Source organism: Niveispirillum lacus (genome assembly GCF_002251795.1).
Lineage (GTDB): Bacteria > Pseudomonadota > Alphaproteobacteria > Azospirillales > Azospirillaceae > Niveispirillum > Niveispirillum lacus.
On record NZ_NOXU01000020.1, the window covers coordinates 1 to 14,887 of the forward strand.

Annotated in this window: 17 protein-coding genes; 10 read left to right on the forward strand and 7 right to left on the reverse strand. The window is 63.8% G+C overall.

Annotated elements, in window-relative coordinates; translation table 11 throughout:
• Positions 1-747: 747 nt before the first annotated feature.
• Positions 748-915 (reverse strand): hypothetical protein, encoded by a 168-nt coding sequence (locus tag CHU95_RS23185; RefSeq protein ID WP_425435941.1) that lies wholly within the window; start codon positions 913-915, stop codon positions 748-750.
• A gap of 171 nt (positions 916-1,086) precedes the next feature.
• Between CHU95_RS23185 and CHU95_RS03140 the strand changes: the two genes are divergently transcribed.
• The 6 genes from CHU95_RS03140 to CHU95_RS03165 all read left to right on the forward strand — a co-directional run bounded on the left by CHU95_RS03140 (position 1,087) and on the right by CHU95_RS03165 (position 7,869).
• Positions 1,087-1,353, forward strand: coding sequence for a metal-sensing transcriptional repressor (locus CHU95_RS03140; protein ID WP_094453659.1), 267 nt, complete (start codon positions 1,087-1,089; stop codon positions 1,351-1,353).
• Positions 1,354-1,440: 87 nt separating this feature from the next.
• The gene (locus CHU95_RS03145) at positions 1,441-1,788 is read left to right on the forward strand and encodes a hypothetical protein (RefSeq protein ID WP_133065398.1); all 348 of its coding nucleotides are present in this window, start codon (positions 1,441-1,443) and stop codon (positions 1,786-1,788) included.
• Positions 1,789-1,856: 68 nt separating this feature from the next.
• Complete coding sequence (locus CHU95_RS03150; protein WP_094453663.1) at positions 1,857-3,194, forward strand: TolC family protein; 1,338 nt, start codon at positions 1,857-1,859, stop codon at positions 3,192-3,194.
• Positions 3,195-3,198: 4 nt separating this feature from the next.
• Positions 3,199-4,467: an efflux RND transporter periplasmic adaptor subunit gene (locus CHU95_RS03155; protein WP_207762353.1), complete on the forward strand. Its 1,269-nt coding sequence runs from the start codon at positions 3,199-3,201 to the stop codon at positions 4,465-4,467.
• 11 nt (positions 4,468-4,478) lie between these two features.
• A complete protein-coding gene (locus CHU95_RS03160) occupies positions 4,479-7,628 on the forward strand; it encodes an efflux RND transporter permease subunit (protein WP_094453665.1) in 3,150 nt (1,049 codons plus the stop codon).
• Positions 7,629-7,647: 19 nt separating this feature from the next.
• Positions 7,648-7,869 carry a hypothetical protein gene (locus CHU95_RS03165; RefSeq protein WP_094453667.1) on the forward strand — a complete coding sequence of 74 codons (222 nt, stop codon included), beginning with the start codon at positions 7,648-7,650 and terminating at the stop codon, positions 7,867-7,869.
• 57 nt (positions 7,870-7,926) lie between these two features.
• Here the strand turns inward: CHU95_RS03165 and CHU95_RS03170 are convergent, their stop codons facing one another.
• Positions 7,927-9,159 carry an MFS transporter gene (locus CHU95_RS03170; RefSeq protein ID WP_165771977.1) on the reverse strand — a complete coding sequence of 411 codons (1,233 nt, stop codon included), beginning with the start codon at positions 9,157-9,159 and terminating at the stop codon, positions 7,927-7,929.
• A gap of 116 nt (positions 9,160-9,275) precedes the next feature.
• On the opposite strand from CHU95_RS03170, the gene CHU95_RS03175 reads away from it, so the two are divergent.
• The 4 genes from CHU95_RS03175 (at position 9,276) to CHU95_RS22660 (ending at position 11,355) form a co-directional block, all read left to right on the forward strand.
• Positions 9,276-9,755: a hypothetical protein gene (locus CHU95_RS03175; protein ID WP_133065399.1), complete on the forward strand. Its 480-nt coding sequence runs from the start codon at positions 9,276-9,278 to the stop codon at positions 9,753-9,755.
• A gap of 63 nt (positions 9,756-9,818) precedes the next feature.
• Positions 9,819-10,559, forward strand: a complete 741-nt coding sequence (locus CHU95_RS03180; protein ID WP_165771978.1) for a HupE/UreJ family protein — start codon at positions 9,819-9,821, stop codon at positions 10,557-10,559.
• Between the two features lie 14 nt (positions 10,560-10,573).
• On the forward strand, positions 10,574-10,843 hold the full coding sequence (locus CHU95_RS22655) for a hypothetical protein (RefSeq protein WP_207762354.1): 270 nt from the start codon (positions 10,574-10,576) through the stop codon (positions 10,841-10,843).
• A gap of 98 nt (positions 10,844-10,941) precedes the next feature.
• Positions 10,942-11,355, forward strand: a complete 414-nt coding sequence (locus CHU95_RS22660) for a hypothetical protein (RefSeq protein ID WP_207762355.1) — start codon at positions 10,942-10,944, stop codon at positions 11,353-11,355.
• Between the two features lie 131 nt (positions 11,356-11,486).
• Here the strand turns inward: CHU95_RS22660 and CHU95_RS03190 are convergent, their stop codons facing one another.
• From CHU95_RS03190 to CHU95_RS03210, 5 genes are all read right to left on the reverse strand, one after another.
• The gene (locus CHU95_RS03190) at positions 11,487-12,092 is read right to left on the reverse strand and encodes a hypothetical protein (protein WP_094453673.1); all 606 of its coding nucleotides are present in this window, start codon (positions 12,090-12,092) and stop codon (positions 11,487-11,489) included.
• Between the two features lie 12 nt (positions 12,093-12,104).
• Positions 12,105-12,848: a HupE/UreJ family protein gene (locus CHU95_RS03195; RefSeq protein WP_094453675.1), complete on the reverse strand. Its 744-nt coding sequence runs from the start codon at positions 12,846-12,848 to the stop codon at positions 12,105-12,107.
• A gap of 11 nt (positions 12,849-12,859) precedes the next feature.
• A complete protein-coding gene (locus tag CHU95_RS03200; RefSeq protein ID WP_133065400.1) occupies positions 12,860-13,240 on the reverse strand; it encodes a hypothetical protein in 381 nt (126 codons plus the stop codon).
• Positions 13,241-13,251: 11 nt separating this feature from the next.
• Positions 13,252-13,995 (reverse strand): DUF4198 domain-containing protein, encoded by a 744-nt coding sequence (locus CHU95_RS03205; RefSeq protein WP_094453679.1) that lies wholly within the window; start codon positions 13,993-13,995, stop codon positions 13,252-13,254.
• A 282-nt stretch (positions 13,996-14,277) separates the two neighbouring features.
• Positions 14,278-14,811 carry a recombinase family protein gene (locus tag CHU95_RS03210; protein WP_425435938.1) on the reverse strand — a complete coding sequence of 178 codons (534 nt, stop codon included), beginning with the start codon at positions 14,809-14,811 and terminating at the stop codon, positions 14,278-14,280.
• Positions 14,812-14,887 lie beyond the last annotated feature (76 nt).

A 14,887-nucleotide genomic window follows, 5' to 3' on the forward strand; every position in this document is an offset into this window, starting at 1 on the left:
ACCGACCACCAAACACAAGGCGGCGCTCACCGGACGCGTACTCACGACATAGAAGGGGCGAAAAACCACGCTAAGCGGACAAATCAAGAACGCTTCTCCCCTGCCCATCAAACCTCCTTTTTACGGACGGGAGGGTGGGCAACATGGGGACGTCGACGATGTGCAGAGCAGATCCGGCGGCAGCACAACTCCCAAAGAGCTAGTCCATGCCAACTTTGACCCCGAAGGCCGCGGCGATGGCGCCGACAGCCATGACCAGCGCCGTCACGTCCAGACTTTCCCAGAAGGGCCCATCGACCTGAATTGGACCAAGGGACAATAGGCACAGTTTCTGAAACACGGTGTGCAGTGCTAACTATATCGCCAGATTGAGGATCACCCCCACGACGGCTGCCGTCACGACAGCTGGGCGCTGATCATCGCATGATTGCAGTGCAGGGCCTCGATCTATGGCGCCTCCGGACTATCCAGAGGAAGCAGGGCATGAAGGTGACCCAGGCGGTGAGCATGGCCGCCAGGGTGGCAACATAAGGGTTGAGGAGCCGGGGCTGCGGAAAGCACCCATGAGGCCCACGAACTTCACTACCATGAACAACGGTCATGGGGTCCTCTCGGCCATTCACAGCCCGTCCGACATCTCTACCGGCCTCAGCCAGCGAAAGTGTCCAAGACCTGTTGTGCGACGTAGACCAGGACGGCACAAGGCCTGCCGAATGTCCCGACGGCCACCTGACTGAACTTGCCGTGTCAGCCCCACGGATGATGGTTGCCAGAGGTGAGAGGGCGGGCGAGGTCAAACCGAAATGCCCCACCCCCTCCACATCGAAGGGTATCGACGCGAACCGACGCGAACCGCTGCGCGACGCCCTCAACTTCCTGGGCAGAGACAAACAGGAAAGCTGCATCCGGGTCGATGACGCGTCGGTTAAGCCAAGGGCTGGCGGTACGATCAGGATGCGAGGGCCCGCCGCGACATCCTCGTCTGTACGGAAATCGGCCCGTTTCTGTGTCTCATTACAAAGGAGTGGCAGCTCCGAGGTCGTTTCTCGTGTTGACATATCCCCCCCTGGGGGATATTTGACGGTTATGAGCCATGCCAACAATCCTGAGATTCTGAACCGGCTTAAGAGAGCCCAGGGGCACCTGTCCAAGATCGTCGAGATGGTCGAGGAAGGGCGCGACGCCCTGACCATTGCCCAGCAATTACAGGCGGTGCTGAAGGCCGTGGACAAGGCAAAGACGGTGCTGGTGCTGCACCATATCGAGCATCATCTGGAGGAGGCGACCGGAGCCCTGCCCAAGGAGGTGCGGGAACGGTTGTCCGGGATCGCGGAAATCACCAAGTACCTCTGACCCGGCCCATGGCCACTCTGGAATAGTTTGGTTCCGTCACTATATCCGGGTACGGTTTCCTCGTTCATTTCCCAATCACAAGGCACGATGCGCTCCCTTCTCGCCTTCCTTATGACCGTGATGCTGTGCTTCACCGTGTTCCACACGGGCGAAACCATGGCACATGGGCTGGTGGAGAAGCTGGAGCATCATGTAGGTGGGTCCATGGATGGGGACCATACCGTCCATGAAAAGCATGTGGAAACCGACGATAGCGATCAGCATATCGACAGGTTCCACCATGCCCATGACACGGTGACCCATTTGCTGGTGGTCGTGCCGACGCAGGTTCAGGTGACAAGCCCGCCCTTGCTGCGCGGCCATGTCCCGTTGCCGATTTCCTTCACCCGCCAGCACAGCGACATCCGTATCGACCGTCCGCCGCGCCAGGCCTGAATCCATCTGATTCAATCCTGATCGCGATTTGACAGGCCCCCGCTTGCGGCGGGCCGAGGACGATACCCATGCCCAGAGCCATCCCGCTCCGGTCCGGCATGGCCGTGACGATGTTGCTGCTTGCAACCGTCGCCGGCCCCTGTTTGGCCCAGGAGGCGCCAGCCTCCATTTCCCGCGAGGCACCTGCCTCCAACCCCTATGCTGCCGATCCGGCTGCCAGTCCCGTCGGCATCCTGACCCTGCGCCAAGCCCTGACGCTTGCCGCCACCACCCATCCACGCCTTGCCGGCCACCGCTTCGCCCTGGATGCCGCCACGGCCCGCCAGGATCAGGCGGCGCTGCGCAATCCGTTCCAACTCGGCATTGATGTCGAGAATGTCGGCGGCACCGGCGGCACCCGCTTCATCGGTGACACGGAAGTCACCCTCAGCCTGGGCACCGTTCTGGACCTGGAGGACAAGCGCGGGCGGCGCATGGATGTGGCCCGGCAGGAACGCGCCCAGATCCTGTCCGAACAGGATGCCGAGAAGATCGACATCCTGGCAGAGGTGACGCGCCGCTTCATTGATGTCGTGGTCAATCAGGAACTGCTGGCGCTGGCCCGCCGGCAGGAAGCCATGGCCGCCCGCGCCCTGGATGCGGCCAACACCCGCAACAGGGCTGCCAAGGCCCTGCCGGGCGAGGTGGCGCGCGCCGAGGTTTCCGTCACCCAGGCCAAGCTGGTCCGGCTGCGCAGGGAACAGGAGCTGCACTCCGCCCGCCTGCTGCTGGCCGAGGCCTGGGCGGACCGCGACCCGCGGTTCGAACTGGCCGCGGCCAATCTGCTGGACATGCCGGCCCCGCTACCCGTCTCCACCATCCAGGCGCGGATGGAGCGCAATCCCGACCTGCTGCGCTTTGCGTCCGAACGCCGGGCCCTGGAGGCCCGCACCCTGCTGGCCGAAAGTGCCCGCACGCCCGACTTGACGGTCAGTGCCGGCATAAGGCGGCTGGAGGGCCAGAACGGTCAGGCCTTCGTCATGTCGCTGACCATGCCGCTGGGGTCCGCCGCCCGAGCTGAGCCCGGTATCCGCGAGGCAAGGGCCGCCACCGGCCTTGCCCTGGCGCGCGAACAGGCGGCACGAACCAGCCTCTACAACACGCTGGCCAGCCTGCATGCCGGGATGGAACGCGCGCGTCAGGCGCTGAAGCTGTTGCAGGAGGAGGCAGCACCCAAGGCCCGTGCCGCCATCGCCGCCATTGAGGATGGCTACAGGGCCGGCCGCCTGTCGCTGCTGGAACTGACCGAGGCCAACCGGCAACTGGTGGAGCTGGAACAGGCCATGATCAATGAGGCCTCCGACTATCACCGGCTCGCCATCGAAGCCGAGCGCCTGACCGGCCAGACCCTCGCCCCGCAGGACTGACACCATGACCAAGACCAACATGATCAAGCAGACCCTGCTTGTCGCAACCATCCTGGCCGTCGGCGGCGCCGGCGCCCTGTGGCTTATCAACCGGCCGACCGCGACCCATGCCCTGGGCGGCCACCCCGCTGCCCCGGCGGCAGGCGAGTATGAACGCGGCCCCCATCGCGGTCGCATGCTGCGCGACGGGCCGCTGGCCCTGGAACTGACCGTTTTCGAGGACGGTGTTCCCCCGCATTACCGCGTCTATGCCTATGTCGACGACAAACCCGTGGCCCCGCAAACCGTGGGCTTGGCCGTCGCCGTGACGCGCCTGGGCGGCAAGGTCGACAAGTTCGGCTTCAAGCCGGAGCAGGACTACCTGGTCGGCGACGGTGTGCTGGTGGAGCCGCATTCCTTCGATGTGCATGTGGTCGCCAACCGGGGCGGCAAGCGCAGCGAATGGAAATTCGCCTCTTATGAAGGGCGCACCCGGATCGAACCGGCATCCGCCGAAGCATCGGGCATCAAGACGGAACCGGCTGGCCCCGCCACCATCAACGAGACGGTGGAGGTCACGGGCCGTATCGGTCTCAACATGGACCGGTCAGCGCGTATCGATGCCCGCTTCCCCGGTCTGGTGCGCGAGGTGCGCAAGCTGCCCGGTGACAGGGTGGAGGCTGGCGAGGTCATTGCCACCATCGAAAGCAATGAGAGCCTGCAAACCTATGCCGTGAAGTCCCCGGTCAGCGGCACGGTACTGTCCCGCGACATCAATGTCGGGGCCGTCACGGGCAACGGCCCGCTGTTCGAGATCGGCGATCTGTCCACGCTCTGGGCCGACCTGCGCCTGTTCCCCGCCGATGCCGCACGGGTCAAGGTGGGTCAGGCGGTCAGTCTGAGGACCGTCGATGGCACGGAGATCACGGGCAGCGTCCAGCGCATCCTGCCCCTGGCCGATGCCGGCAGCCAGACGGTGGTCGCCCGCGTCCTGCTGGACAATACCGATCAGAAGCTGCGGCCGGGGCAGGTGGTGAATGCCAGCATCATTGTCGCTTCGCGTGAGGTGCCTTTGGCGGTGAAAGTGTCCGGCCTGCAGGCCTTCCGTGACTTCACGGTGGTGTTCGCGCTGGTGGGCGACACCTACGAGGTGCGCATGCTGGAGCTGGGCCAGCAGGATGGCGATAAGGTGGAGGTGCTGGGCGGCATCGAGCCCGGTGAACGCTATGTCACCGAGAACAGCTTCCTCATCAAGGCCGACATCGACAAGTCCGGCGCCAGCCACGATCATTGAGGAGCCGGACCATGCTCGATACCCTTATCAAGGCGGCCATCCGGCATCGCTGGCTGGTGCTGGCCCTCACCTTCGGCCTTGCTGCCCTGGGCGTATATAACTTCACCCGCCTGTCCATCGACGCGGTGCCCGACATCACCAATGTCCAGGTGCAGGTGAATACCGAGGCGCCGGGCTATTCGCCGCTGGAGGCCGAACAGCGCGTCACCTACCCGATCGAGGCCGCCCTGGGCGGCCTGCCGCACCTGTCCTACACCCGCTCCATCTCCCGCTACGGCCTGTCGCAGGTGACGGTGGTGTTCAAGGAAGGGACGGATATCTACTTCGCCCGCCAGCTCGTCAATGAAAGGCTGCAACAGACCCTGGCGCAGTTGCCCGCCGGTATTGAGCCGACCATGGGCCCCATCGCCACCGGCCTGGGCGAAATCTTCATGTACACGATCAGCGCGCGGGACGGCACGACACGGCCGGACGGTAACCCCTGGACGCCCGCCGACCTGCGGGAGGTGCAGGATTGGGTGGTCCGCCCGCAATTGCGCAACATCTCCGGCGTTACGGAAATCAACACGGTGGGCGGCTTCAACCGCCAGTACCAGGTGTCCCCGGACCCGCAGCGCATGCAGGCCCATGGCGTCACCATGGCCGACATCGTGCAGGCGCTTGAACGCAACAATGCCAATGTCGGTGCCGGCTATATCGAACGCCATGGCCAGCAATATCTGATCCGCGTGCCGGGACAGGCCACGGGCACGGAAGACCTCGCCTCAATCCTGCTGGATCGGCCCAGCGGGGTACCGCTGCGCATCGGTGATGTGGCGGAAGTCGGATTCGGGGCGGAACTGCGCACCGGGGCCGCCACCCAGAACGGCAAGGAAACCGTGCTGGGCACCGTCTTCATGCTGGTGGGGGAGAACAGCCGCGACGTTTCCCGTCTGGTTGCCGCCAAACTGGAAGAGGTCAAGGCGAGCTTGCCTGCCGGTATCGTGGTGGAGGCGGTTTATGATCGTACCACCCTGGTCGACCGGACCATCGCGACGGTGGAGAAGAACCTGGCCGAGGGCGCGCTGCTGGTCATTGTGGTGCTGTTCCTGCTGCTGGGCAATATCCGCGCCGCCCTGATCACGGCGGCGGTGATCCCGCTCTCCATACTGCTGACCATCACCGGCATGGTGCAGACCAAGGTGTCGGGCAACCTGATGAGCTTAGGCGCGCTTGATTTCGGCCTGATCGTCGATGGTGCCGTCATCATCATCGAGAATTGCCTGCGCCGCTTTGGCGAGGCGCAGCACCGTCTGGGCCGGCTGCTTACACGCGAGGAGCGGTTCGACCTGGCGGCATCCGCCACGTCAGAGGTGATCAAGCCCAGCCTGTTCGGCGTCTTCATCATCACCATCGTCTATCTGCCCATCTTCACCCTGACCGGGGTGGAGGGGAAGATGTTCCACCCCATGGCCGCCACGGTGGTCATGGCGCTCTCGGCGGCTTTGGTCCTGTCGCTGAGTTTCGTGCCCGCCGGTGTCGCCCTGTTCGTCACCGGGCGGGTGGCGGAGCATGAGAATGCCGTCATGCAGGCCACGGGACGCTTCTATGACCGCGCCTTGCGCATGGCCATCGGCAACCGCGTGCCCATCGTGGTGGCCGCTGCCATGATGGTGGTGCTGTCCGGCATCGCCGCCTCCCGCATGGGGACGGAATTCATCCCCAACCTGGACGAGGGCGATGTGGCCCTGCACGCACTACGCATCCCCGGCACCAGCCTGACCCAGGCCATCGGCATGCAGACGGTGCTGGAGGCTAGGCTGAAGCAGTTCCCGGAAATCGACCGCGTCTTCGCCAAGATCGGCACGGCGGAGGTGGCGACCGACCCGATGCCACCCAGCGTGGCGGACACCTTCATCATCATGAAGCCGCGTGACCAATGGCCCGATCCGCGCAAGACCAAGGCACAGCTGGTCGCGGAAATGGCCGCCGCCGTGGCGACCGTGCCCGGCAACAATTACGAGTTCCTGCAACCCATCCAGATGCGCTTCAACGAGCTGATCGCTGGTGTGCGCAGCGAGGTGGCGGTGAAGGTTTATGGCGACGACCTGGAGAAGCTGACGGAGATCGGGGCCCAGATCGAAGCCATCATCAATGCCGTGCCCGGTGCGGCGGATGCCAAGCTGGAACAGGCCACCGGCCTGCCTATGTTGAGCATCCTGCCCGATCGCGCGGCGCTGGACCGCTACGGCGTCAGCATCGCCGACTTGCAGCAGGTGGTGCAGACGGCACTGGCCGGACAGGTCGCCGGCCAGATCTTCGAGGGTGATCGGCGGTTCGACATTGTCGTCCGCCTACCCGAGCATATTCGCACCGACCTGGACCGGTTGCGGCTGCTGCCCGTCCCCATGCCGGCGGTCGAGGGTGGTTCGGCTGTGGCCTATCTTCCCCTGGGTGAATTGGCCAAGGTGGAGATCGGCCTGGGCCCCAACCAGATCAGCCGGGAGAACGCCAAGCGCCGCATCGTCGTCACCTCCAACGTGCGCGGCCGCGACCTGGGCTCCTTCGTGCAGGAAATCCAGCGCACAGTGGCGCAGAACGTGGCCGTTCCCGAAGGCTATTGGGTGGAATATGGCGGCACGTTCCAGCAGCTCACCTCGGCCACCGAACGGCTGCGGATCGTGGTGCCGCTGACCCTGCTGGCCATTTTCGGCCTGCTGGTCATGGCGTTCGGGTCGATGCGCGATGCAGGCATCGTGTTCAGTGGCGTGCCATTGGCCCTGACGGGCGGCGTGGCGGCACTGGCGCTGCGCGACATCCCGCTGTCGATCTCCGCCGGGGTCGGCTTCATCGCGCTGTCCGGCATCGCGGTGCTGAACGGCGTGGTCATGGTGACCTTCATCCGCAAACTACTGGATGACGGCATGACACTGGAGGCTGCGATCACCCAAGGGGCCTTGGCCCGCCTGCGACCCGTGCTGATGACGGCGCTGGTGGCCGGCCTCGGCTTCATCCCCATGGCCTTCAATGTCGGCACGGGCAGCGAGGTGCAGCGACCGCTGGCCACCGTCGTCATCGGCGGCATCCTTTCGTCCACCTTGCTGACGCTGCTGGTGCTGCCGGCCTTGTACCGGCTGTGCCACCGCGACACCCGACAGCTGTTACCGGCGCTGCATCCTTGACCGTGAAAGGAGAAACTCCATGAAGACAAGGATCGCAGTTCTGGTCTTTGCGCTGGCACTGTCGGGATGTTCCACCCCGGCGGTCGGGCCAGGACGAACGGTGGCCGACACCACCTGTGAAAGTGGCCAGCGGGCGCAGGAATTCGCCCCGCGCCTTCCTGGCATCAAGCGGTACGGTCCCCGTTGGCGCGATGGGGAGTGTGTCGCCGCAATCCTGTCGCCAGCACCCGAAGTTAAATGAGGAAAACCCCTCCGTCCCCGCGTCAGGCGGGGCGGAGGGGCGATCCGATTTTGCAGATCAAACCGAACGGGGGGCGTCGTCACCGGCCCAAAGCCGTCCGGCGATGAGCGTGGTGACGACCGCCAGCACGCCCAAGGTGGCAAAAGCGATTGTCAGGCCGCCGGTCGAACCCAGCCAGCCCGCCAGTGGATATGTCACCAGCCAGCACGCATGGGAAAGCGCGAACTGCGCCGCGAAGATGGCCGGACGGTCTCCCGCCTCAGCGGAACGGCGCAACAGCCGACCGGACGGTGTCAGCACCGCAGAATTTGCCGCTCCCAATATGAACCAGGCGGGCATGAGGATCGGAAAGGAACCATCGACATTCCCCACAACCAGACCGGTTGCCAGGAGGACCGCCAGGGTCAACAGACCCCCGGTCAGTACCCAGGCCCCAGCCATCATCACACTGCGGTCCCCCGTCTGCTCCAACAGCTTGGGTAGCAGGAACGCCATGACCATAGACCCGGCACCATAGGCGGCCAGCAGCATGGCAACATCCGTTTCCGAGCCGCCCAGCAGACCACGCACCAACACGACGGTGTTGACGATCACCATGGCACCTGTTGCGGCGACGGTCCCGTTGAAGGCCAGCAGGCCACGCAGGCGCGGTGTCAGCAGATAGAGGCGCATTCCCCTTGTGGTCCGGTCATAGATGCCGCCCTTGTGCTCCACCGGTGTCGGCCTTGTGAGGCGGGTCGATACCACCAGCAGGGCGGACAGGACGAAGCCGACCACGGTGCCAGCGAACAGGTCATGGTAGGTCATGATGGTCAGCAGGGCCGCCGCCAGCGCCGGACTGACCAAGCTCTCCAGATCATAGGCCAACCGGGCCAGCGACAGGGCCTTGGTATAGTCGGCCTCTTCCGGCAGCACGTCCGGGATGGTCGCCTGGAATGTCGGCGTAAAGGCGGCGGATGCCGATTGCAGCAGAAAGATCAGCACATAGATTTGCCAGACCTGTGTGACGAAGGGCAGCGACAGCGCGATCAAGGCGCGCACCAGATCCATGGCGACCAGGAAGGTGCGCCGGGGCAACCGGTCGGCAAAGGCACCGGCGACGGGTGCCACCACCACATAGGCCACCATTTTGATCGCCAGCGCCGTACCCAGCACCGCGCCGGCGTCCGCACCCGCCAGATCAAAGGCCAGCAGGCCCAGCGCCACGGTCAGCAGCCCGGTTCCCACCAGGGCCACGACCTGTGCTGCGAAGAGGTGGCGGTAGGTACGGTTCAGCAAGGGAGAGAACAAGGGGATTTCTTTCAAGCTGGTTGGGTAGCGCCTTCCAGCCGGCCTGGACAGAACCGACTGCCTCAATATGCTATCCCCCTGGTGGGGATATTTCAAGGTTGCTTCAGGGTGTGCGAATGAGTCGCAAATGGGGCATTGACCCGACTTTGGCATTCCGCTATCCCTGGAAATATCAGTGGAATGGAGCGGGCATGGGCTTCACGGAGACGTGGTTACCTATGCATATCGATGGCAACCAGATGGTGAAACTGATCCTGTTGAAAGGCGTTCGCTTCATCATCGTGGCGATGATGCTTTCCGGCGTTTTGTCTTTCGCTCACCACAGCCTGGCCGCCCATATTCCCGATATCGCTATCGCCGATGGTCATGTCCATGATCATGGACACGACCATGACGGGGAGGATGATCGATCCGCCGGACCGACCCATAGCCATAACAAGGGCGACCATTCCCACACCGTTCTGATCGCCATCACGTTCCCCCCTGGCGCGCCGAATGTATGGCGCACCGGCTGGCACGATGACATACCGGCGGCCCTGTCCAGCGCACCGCTTTACGCCCTGGAGCGGCCACCACGGGCCGGGTTCCACGCATAGCCACAAGCAGCACCCTGACGGGGGCTGCTTTCCCTATTGCTGAAACTCGGGAAAACCCAAGCCATGAAAAGGCCTCCACCCAGGGTCGGGCAGGCGCGCGCCGCCGTGCCGCCCCGGACCTTGCTTCTGGCCCTGATGGGCATGATCATAGTCCTTCTGATGGGAAGCGCCGATGCGCTGGCCCATGCCGTGACACAGGGCGACAAGGGCTATATCCAGGAGATCACGGGCGTGCATCTCCTGCCCTTCATCTATCTGGGCGCCAAGCACATGGTGACCGGCTACGATCACATCCTGTTCCTGTTCGGTGTGATCTTCTTTCTTTATCGGCTGAACCATATCGCGCTGTATGTCAGCCTGTTCGCCCTCGGCCATTCGACCACGATGCTGCTGGGCGTGCTGTTCGACACCAACGTCAATGGCTACCTGATCGACGCCATCATCGGCCTGTCGGTCGTTTACAAAGCGCTGGACAATCTGGGTGCCTATCAGCGCTGGCTGGGTTTCCAGCCCAACACCAAGGTGGCGACACTGGTCTTTGGCCTGTTCCACGGGTTGGGGCTGGCCACCAAGATCCGCGAATATGACGTGGCAGCGGATGGGCTGATCCCCAATCTGCTGGCCTTTAATGTCGGCGTGGAGATTGGTCAGATGCTGGCCTTGTTCGCCATCCTGATCGTGATGGGGTACTGGCGCCGGACCGCCAGCTTCTGGCGCCACGCCTATACCTCCAATGTCGTCATGATGACCGCCGGGTTCATGCTGATCGGATATCAGCTGACCGGCTGGGCCGTCGCTTCCTGAAAGGGATTTGCCCCATGTATAACAGCAACATTCCCACCCAGTCTGAACTGCCGACCTCGGCGCAGCTTCTTCGGTCGACAATCATCGCCATCGTGACCGCTGCCCTGCTGCTGGTCACCGTTGTCCTGCCGTCGGAATATGCCATCGACCCCACCGGCATCGGCAAGGCGCTGGGCCTGACGGAGATCGGGGAGATCAAGGCGCAATTAGCAGAAGAGGCGGAAGCCGATGCCAAGGCAGACCGGGAGACGGCAACGACACCCCAGCCTGCCTCATCTCCGTAAAACATCTGACATGCACCGCCGGCTCCTGCCGACGGTCGACCCAACCTGATACGGGTGGTGCCTGAAGCCGAACCCGTCCAAAGACGATAAGGAAAACAATGATGTTGAAGTCGCTGCTGATCGCCGCTGGCCTGTGCCTGCTGCCCGTTGCCGCCCTGGCCCATGCCGACCATGCCCATGGCGAGGCGGAAACGGTGGATGAAATGTCGGTGACGCTGGCACCCGGTCAGGGGGCTGAGGTCAAGGTCGAGGCTAAGCAGGGGGCGAAGATCAATTATTCATGGACGGTCGAGGGCGGTGTGGTGAATTTTGACGCGCATGGCGAGGCTTTCGCCGCACCCGACAAGACCCACAGCTACAAGAAGGGGCGCGGTGCCGCCAGTGATGAAGGCGAAATTACCGCCGCCTTTGACGGCAAGCATGGATGGTTCTGGCGCAATCGCGGTGACAAGGATGTGACCGTAAAAGTACGCGCAACCGGTGACTACACGAACTTCAAGCGCGTGATGTGATCGGTCCTGTTACATCAGGTCAGTGATAGAAAGCTGTTTGCGGGCCCGAATCGCCCGCAAACAGCCCTTCTCATTTGTATGCGCAGGTTCCTGCAAACCATGCCCTGGGGGGCCTAGACGCAGGTCCATTATCATTGTACGGGCGGCAGATACAGGTCCTGATAGAAGCCCGTCGTTTCCACCACCACCGTCACCGGCGTATCGCCGCGATTACGGAAATACCAGCCATGGGTGCCGGTGAAGGGGGCCGTGAAGGCGCCCTGGGCGCTGTCCAGGTCCTTGGCTTTCCAATAGCTGGAGAATTCATTCTCCTGGGCGTTGGGTGGTTCGCCATGCATGTCGAACCGCACCTGCCCGCCTGTGGCCTGCCAGCGGAAGATGAAATGATCGCCCTGCGCCATATGGGCCTTCACCTCCGCGCCGGTATGCGGGGCCAGGGTCAGTTCCTGGCGGTCGCTGCGCAGGGCCGTGGATTTGGTGATATCCGCCGGGGTGGGTGTGCCGGGGGCCACCGGTGCGGCCATGGGCGCGGCGACCGCCGGTTCCGCCGCCTCACCCCCGCCACCGGCCAGCTTGGTCAGGCCCAGGGCGTTCCCGGCCCCCGTCGGGTCGATCCCATATTCAGCCGGCAGCACGAACAGGGTCAGCACCAGGGCAGAGGCCGCCACGGCCCCCAGCCCGGCCCGGACCAGGGCGCGGGGCGAGGCCTGATAAGGTGTCATGCTCATATCAGTCATTGTTGATCCCCCTCAGGCGGATTGGGTGGCATAGCCGGCCAACTGATATCCCACCAGCGTCAGGCCAGCAGCCATCAGCGCCCCATTGGCCAGCAGCACCGACCGGTTGAAGCTGCGGGTCGTGCGCCAGGCATTCATGGCGATCAGGATCAGGCACAGAGCCATGAACTGCCCGATCTCCACCCCGACATTGAAGCTGACCAGATTGGCCAGCAGCCCGTCAGGCGAGAGCGACAGTTCCTGCAGCTTGGTCGCCAGGCCGAACCCGTGAAAGAAGCCGAAAATCAGCACGGCGGCCTTCGTGTTGGGCTGGTACCCGAACCAGGTCTTGAAGGCCCCCAGATTGTCCGGCGCCTTGTAGACCACCGACAGGCCGATAATGGCGTCGATGATATAGGCATCTGCCCTTATATCGGCCAGCACGCCCAGCAGCAGGGTGGTCGAATGCCCGACCGCGAACAGGGTGACGTAAGCGGCCACGTCACGCAGCCGGTAAAGGAAAAAGATCACGCCCACCAGGAACAGCAGATGGTCGTAGCCGGTGACCATGTGCTTGGCGCCTAAATAGATATAAGGGATGACATGCACACCCTGCGCATCCTCGATAAAGGATCGGTCTTCCTCCGACACGCCATGGGCCATGGCATGGGGTGCCCAGATCAGCAGGGCCAGGATCACCAGCCAGGGCAGGGCGGCGACAAGAAGGGGGACGGCGCGACCGCCCCCGTTGGTGATGGACAAGGGGGGCGGCTGCATCGGTCACCCCGTCACTTGACGGTGAAGGACAGGATGGACCGGGCCTGGCTGGCCTTGTTGACCACCATAACGGCCACCTTGGCGCCGCTGGACAGCTTCACGCCCGGCGCGTCGAAGCGGTTGCCCGCGGCGGGTGTCAGATTGACCTGACGCTTCCCGCCCGCATCCATGATGGTCATGGTCGCGGTCAGCTCGCTGCTGGCGACGGGTTCATCTTCTTCACTGACATAGATGCTGGCGGCATCGGCGCCGGCCACCAGCTCGATCAGCGTTTCGCCCGTCATCTGGACAATGCCGCCATGCTTGGGCGTGGTGTCGCCATGGGCCAGGGCGGACAGCGGCGACAGGCTCAGGGTGGCGGCCAGCGCCAGCCGGATCATCGGGTGCTTCATGTGCAAAATCCTTATTCCGGGGCGTGCGGCAGCACGAAGGACAGGGTCGCCAGATATTCGATATGGTCGATCTGCTTGGGATTGTCCGACGGGCCGACATAGGTGGCGGCCAGCACGTTCAGGCCCTGGTTGCGCACCTTGAGGGTGGCGACACCATCCTTGTCGGTCTTCACCGGCGGCTGGTCGGGATCGTTGACGAAATCATGCTTCAGGGCCGCATCCTTGACGGGCTTGCCCTTGTAGAGCACGCGCACCTTCAGCGGCTTGCCCATCTCCACGGGCAGGGTCTTGTCCACCGGCACGATCTGCAAAACCTGCTCCGGCAGGGCGGGGATGGGGCTGTTGGGGGTGCCGGTCAGATGCACGGCATATTTCATGGTGCGTTCGGCCAGTACGGCATCGGGCACGGTATCGCGCCCGCCCTTCAACCATTTGCCATCCGGCGTGCGGGACCAGAGGCCATTATCCATGATGGCGGCAAAGGCGACGGTGGGCGCCTCGCTGTCCACCAGCACGATGGGCCCGGCGACGCGCAGGGTCGCACCCACGGGTGCCCAGTCGGCGTCATAGCCATAGGTGCCGGTCACCAGACCCAGCCGCTTCACCACGTCCAGGTCGTCGGCGCCGACGCCGTAGATCAGGGCCGTCTGCTTGGCCCGCTGCGCGAACCAGATACCATGGGCCTGGGCGGAAATGGCACCGGCGATACTGGTGAGGCCGACCGTCAACGCGGCGGCAAGATGGATGATTTTCATGACCCGTTCCTGTTCGTCTGAAGGTTTTTTGCGGCTTTGATTTTTATCGGTTCAGCGTATGTCTGCTGTTCGCCGCTGCGTGATGTTTTCCACCCAGATCACAGAATCATCGCTTGTATGTAGCTTTGAATCGGCAAGATACGCTGTCCAAGCAGTCGCTTCAGTCCGCGGGCAATGACTATGGCTGAACGGAATAGGTGTGAGCAGCAGGGTTCTGATACTCTCGATCCCGCTTAACGATCTCCGTCACCGTGTTCTTGCTGAGCCCGAGTTCTCTGCCGATCATCCGATAGCTGCGCCCTGCTGCAACCAGCGCCAGCACCTTGGCGTCAACCGGTCGGACTTGGGCCGCTGTCCCGGCCTGCGCCCCAGCACCTTGCCCCGCGCCCTGGCGGCGGCGAGGCCTGACCGGACCCGTTCGCGCAGCAGGTCGCGCTCGAACTCCGCAATCCCGGCCAGGACCGTGGCCAGCATGCGACCGGTGGCCGTGCCCAGGTCGAACGCCATGCCGCTCATGGCGATCAGCGACACGCGGCGGGCCTCCAGTTCCCGCAGCGTGTGCAGCAGGTCCATGGTGCTGCGGCCCCAACGCGACAGTTCCGTCACCAGCACGGCATCGATCTGCCGCGCCTGGGCCAGCGCCATCACCTTCTTCCGCTCCGCCCGGTCCAGTCTGGCGCCTGATCCGGTTTCCTTATAGATGCCGACAACCTCATACCCCGCCCGCAGGGCCAGGGTCAGCAGATCCCGCTCCTGCCGCTCGCAGGACTGATCGGCCGTGGACACGCGGCAGTAGATGGCCACACGCTGTCCCAATTGAACCCTCCCGGCGGCATCGCCCTGTTGGCGGCAGAACGTCTGGGTCTTGTCGCGTATCGAACAGACATTACTC

What these genes read in the sequence shown, in the direction of transcription:
- CHU95_RS03140 (WP_094453659.1), top strand. Translation starts at nt 1,087, where the DNA reads ATGAGCCATGCCAACAATCCTGAGATTCTGAACCGGCTTAAGAGAGCC.
- CHU95_RS03145 (WP_133065398.1), top strand. Translation starts at nt 1,441, where the DNA reads ATGCGCTCCCTTCTCGCCTTCCTTATGACCGTGATGCTGTGCTTCACC.
- CHU95_RS03150 (WP_094453663.1), top strand. Translation starts at nt 1,857, where the DNA reads ATGCCCAGAGCCATCCCGCTCCGGTCCGGCATGGCCGTGACGATGTTG.
- CHU95_RS03155 (WP_207762353.1), top strand. Translation starts at nt 3,199, where the DNA reads ATGACCAAGACCAACATGATCAAGCAGACCCTGCTTGTCGCAACCATC.
- CHU95_RS03160 (WP_094453665.1), top strand. Translation starts at nt 4,479, where the DNA reads ATGCTCGATACCCTTATCAAGGCGGCCATCCGGCATCGCTGGCTGGTG.
- CHU95_RS03165 (WP_094453667.1), top strand. Translation starts at nt 7,648, where the DNA reads ATGAAGACAAGGATCGCAGTTCTGGTCTTTGCGCTGGCACTGTCGGGA.
- CHU95_RS03175 (WP_133065399.1), top strand. Translation starts at nt 9,276, where the DNA reads ATGAGTCGCAAATGGGGCATTGACCCGACTTTGGCATTCCGCTATCCC.
- CHU95_RS03180 (WP_165771978.1), top strand. Translation starts at nt 9,819, where the DNA reads ATGAAAAGGCCTCCACCCAGGGTCGGGCAGGCGCGCGCCGCCGTGCCG.
- CHU95_RS22655 (WP_207762354.1), top strand. Translation starts at nt 10,574, where the DNA reads ATGTATAACAGCAACATTCCCACCCAGTCTGAACTGCCGACCTCGGCG.
- CHU95_RS22660 (WP_207762355.1), top strand. Translation starts at nt 10,942, where the DNA reads ATGATGTTGAAGTCGCTGCTGATCGCCGCTGGCCTGTGCCTGCTGCCC.
- CHU95_RS03190 (WP_094453673.1), bottom strand. Translation starts at nt 12,092, where the DNA reads ATGACTGATATGAGCATGACACCTTATCAGGCCTCGCCCCGCGCCCTG.
- CHU95_RS03195 (WP_094453675.1), bottom strand. Translation starts at nt 12,848, where the DNA reads ATGCAGCCGCCCCCCTTGTCCATCACCAACGGGGGCGGTCGCGCCGTC.
- CHU95_RS03200 (WP_133065400.1), bottom strand. Translation starts at nt 13,240, where the DNA reads ATGAAGCACCCGATGATCCGGCTGGCGCTGGCCGCCACCCTGAGCCTG.
- CHU95_RS03205 (WP_094453679.1), bottom strand. Translation starts at nt 13,995, where the DNA reads ATGAAAATCATCCATCTTGCCGCCGCGTTGACGGTCGGCCTCACCAGT.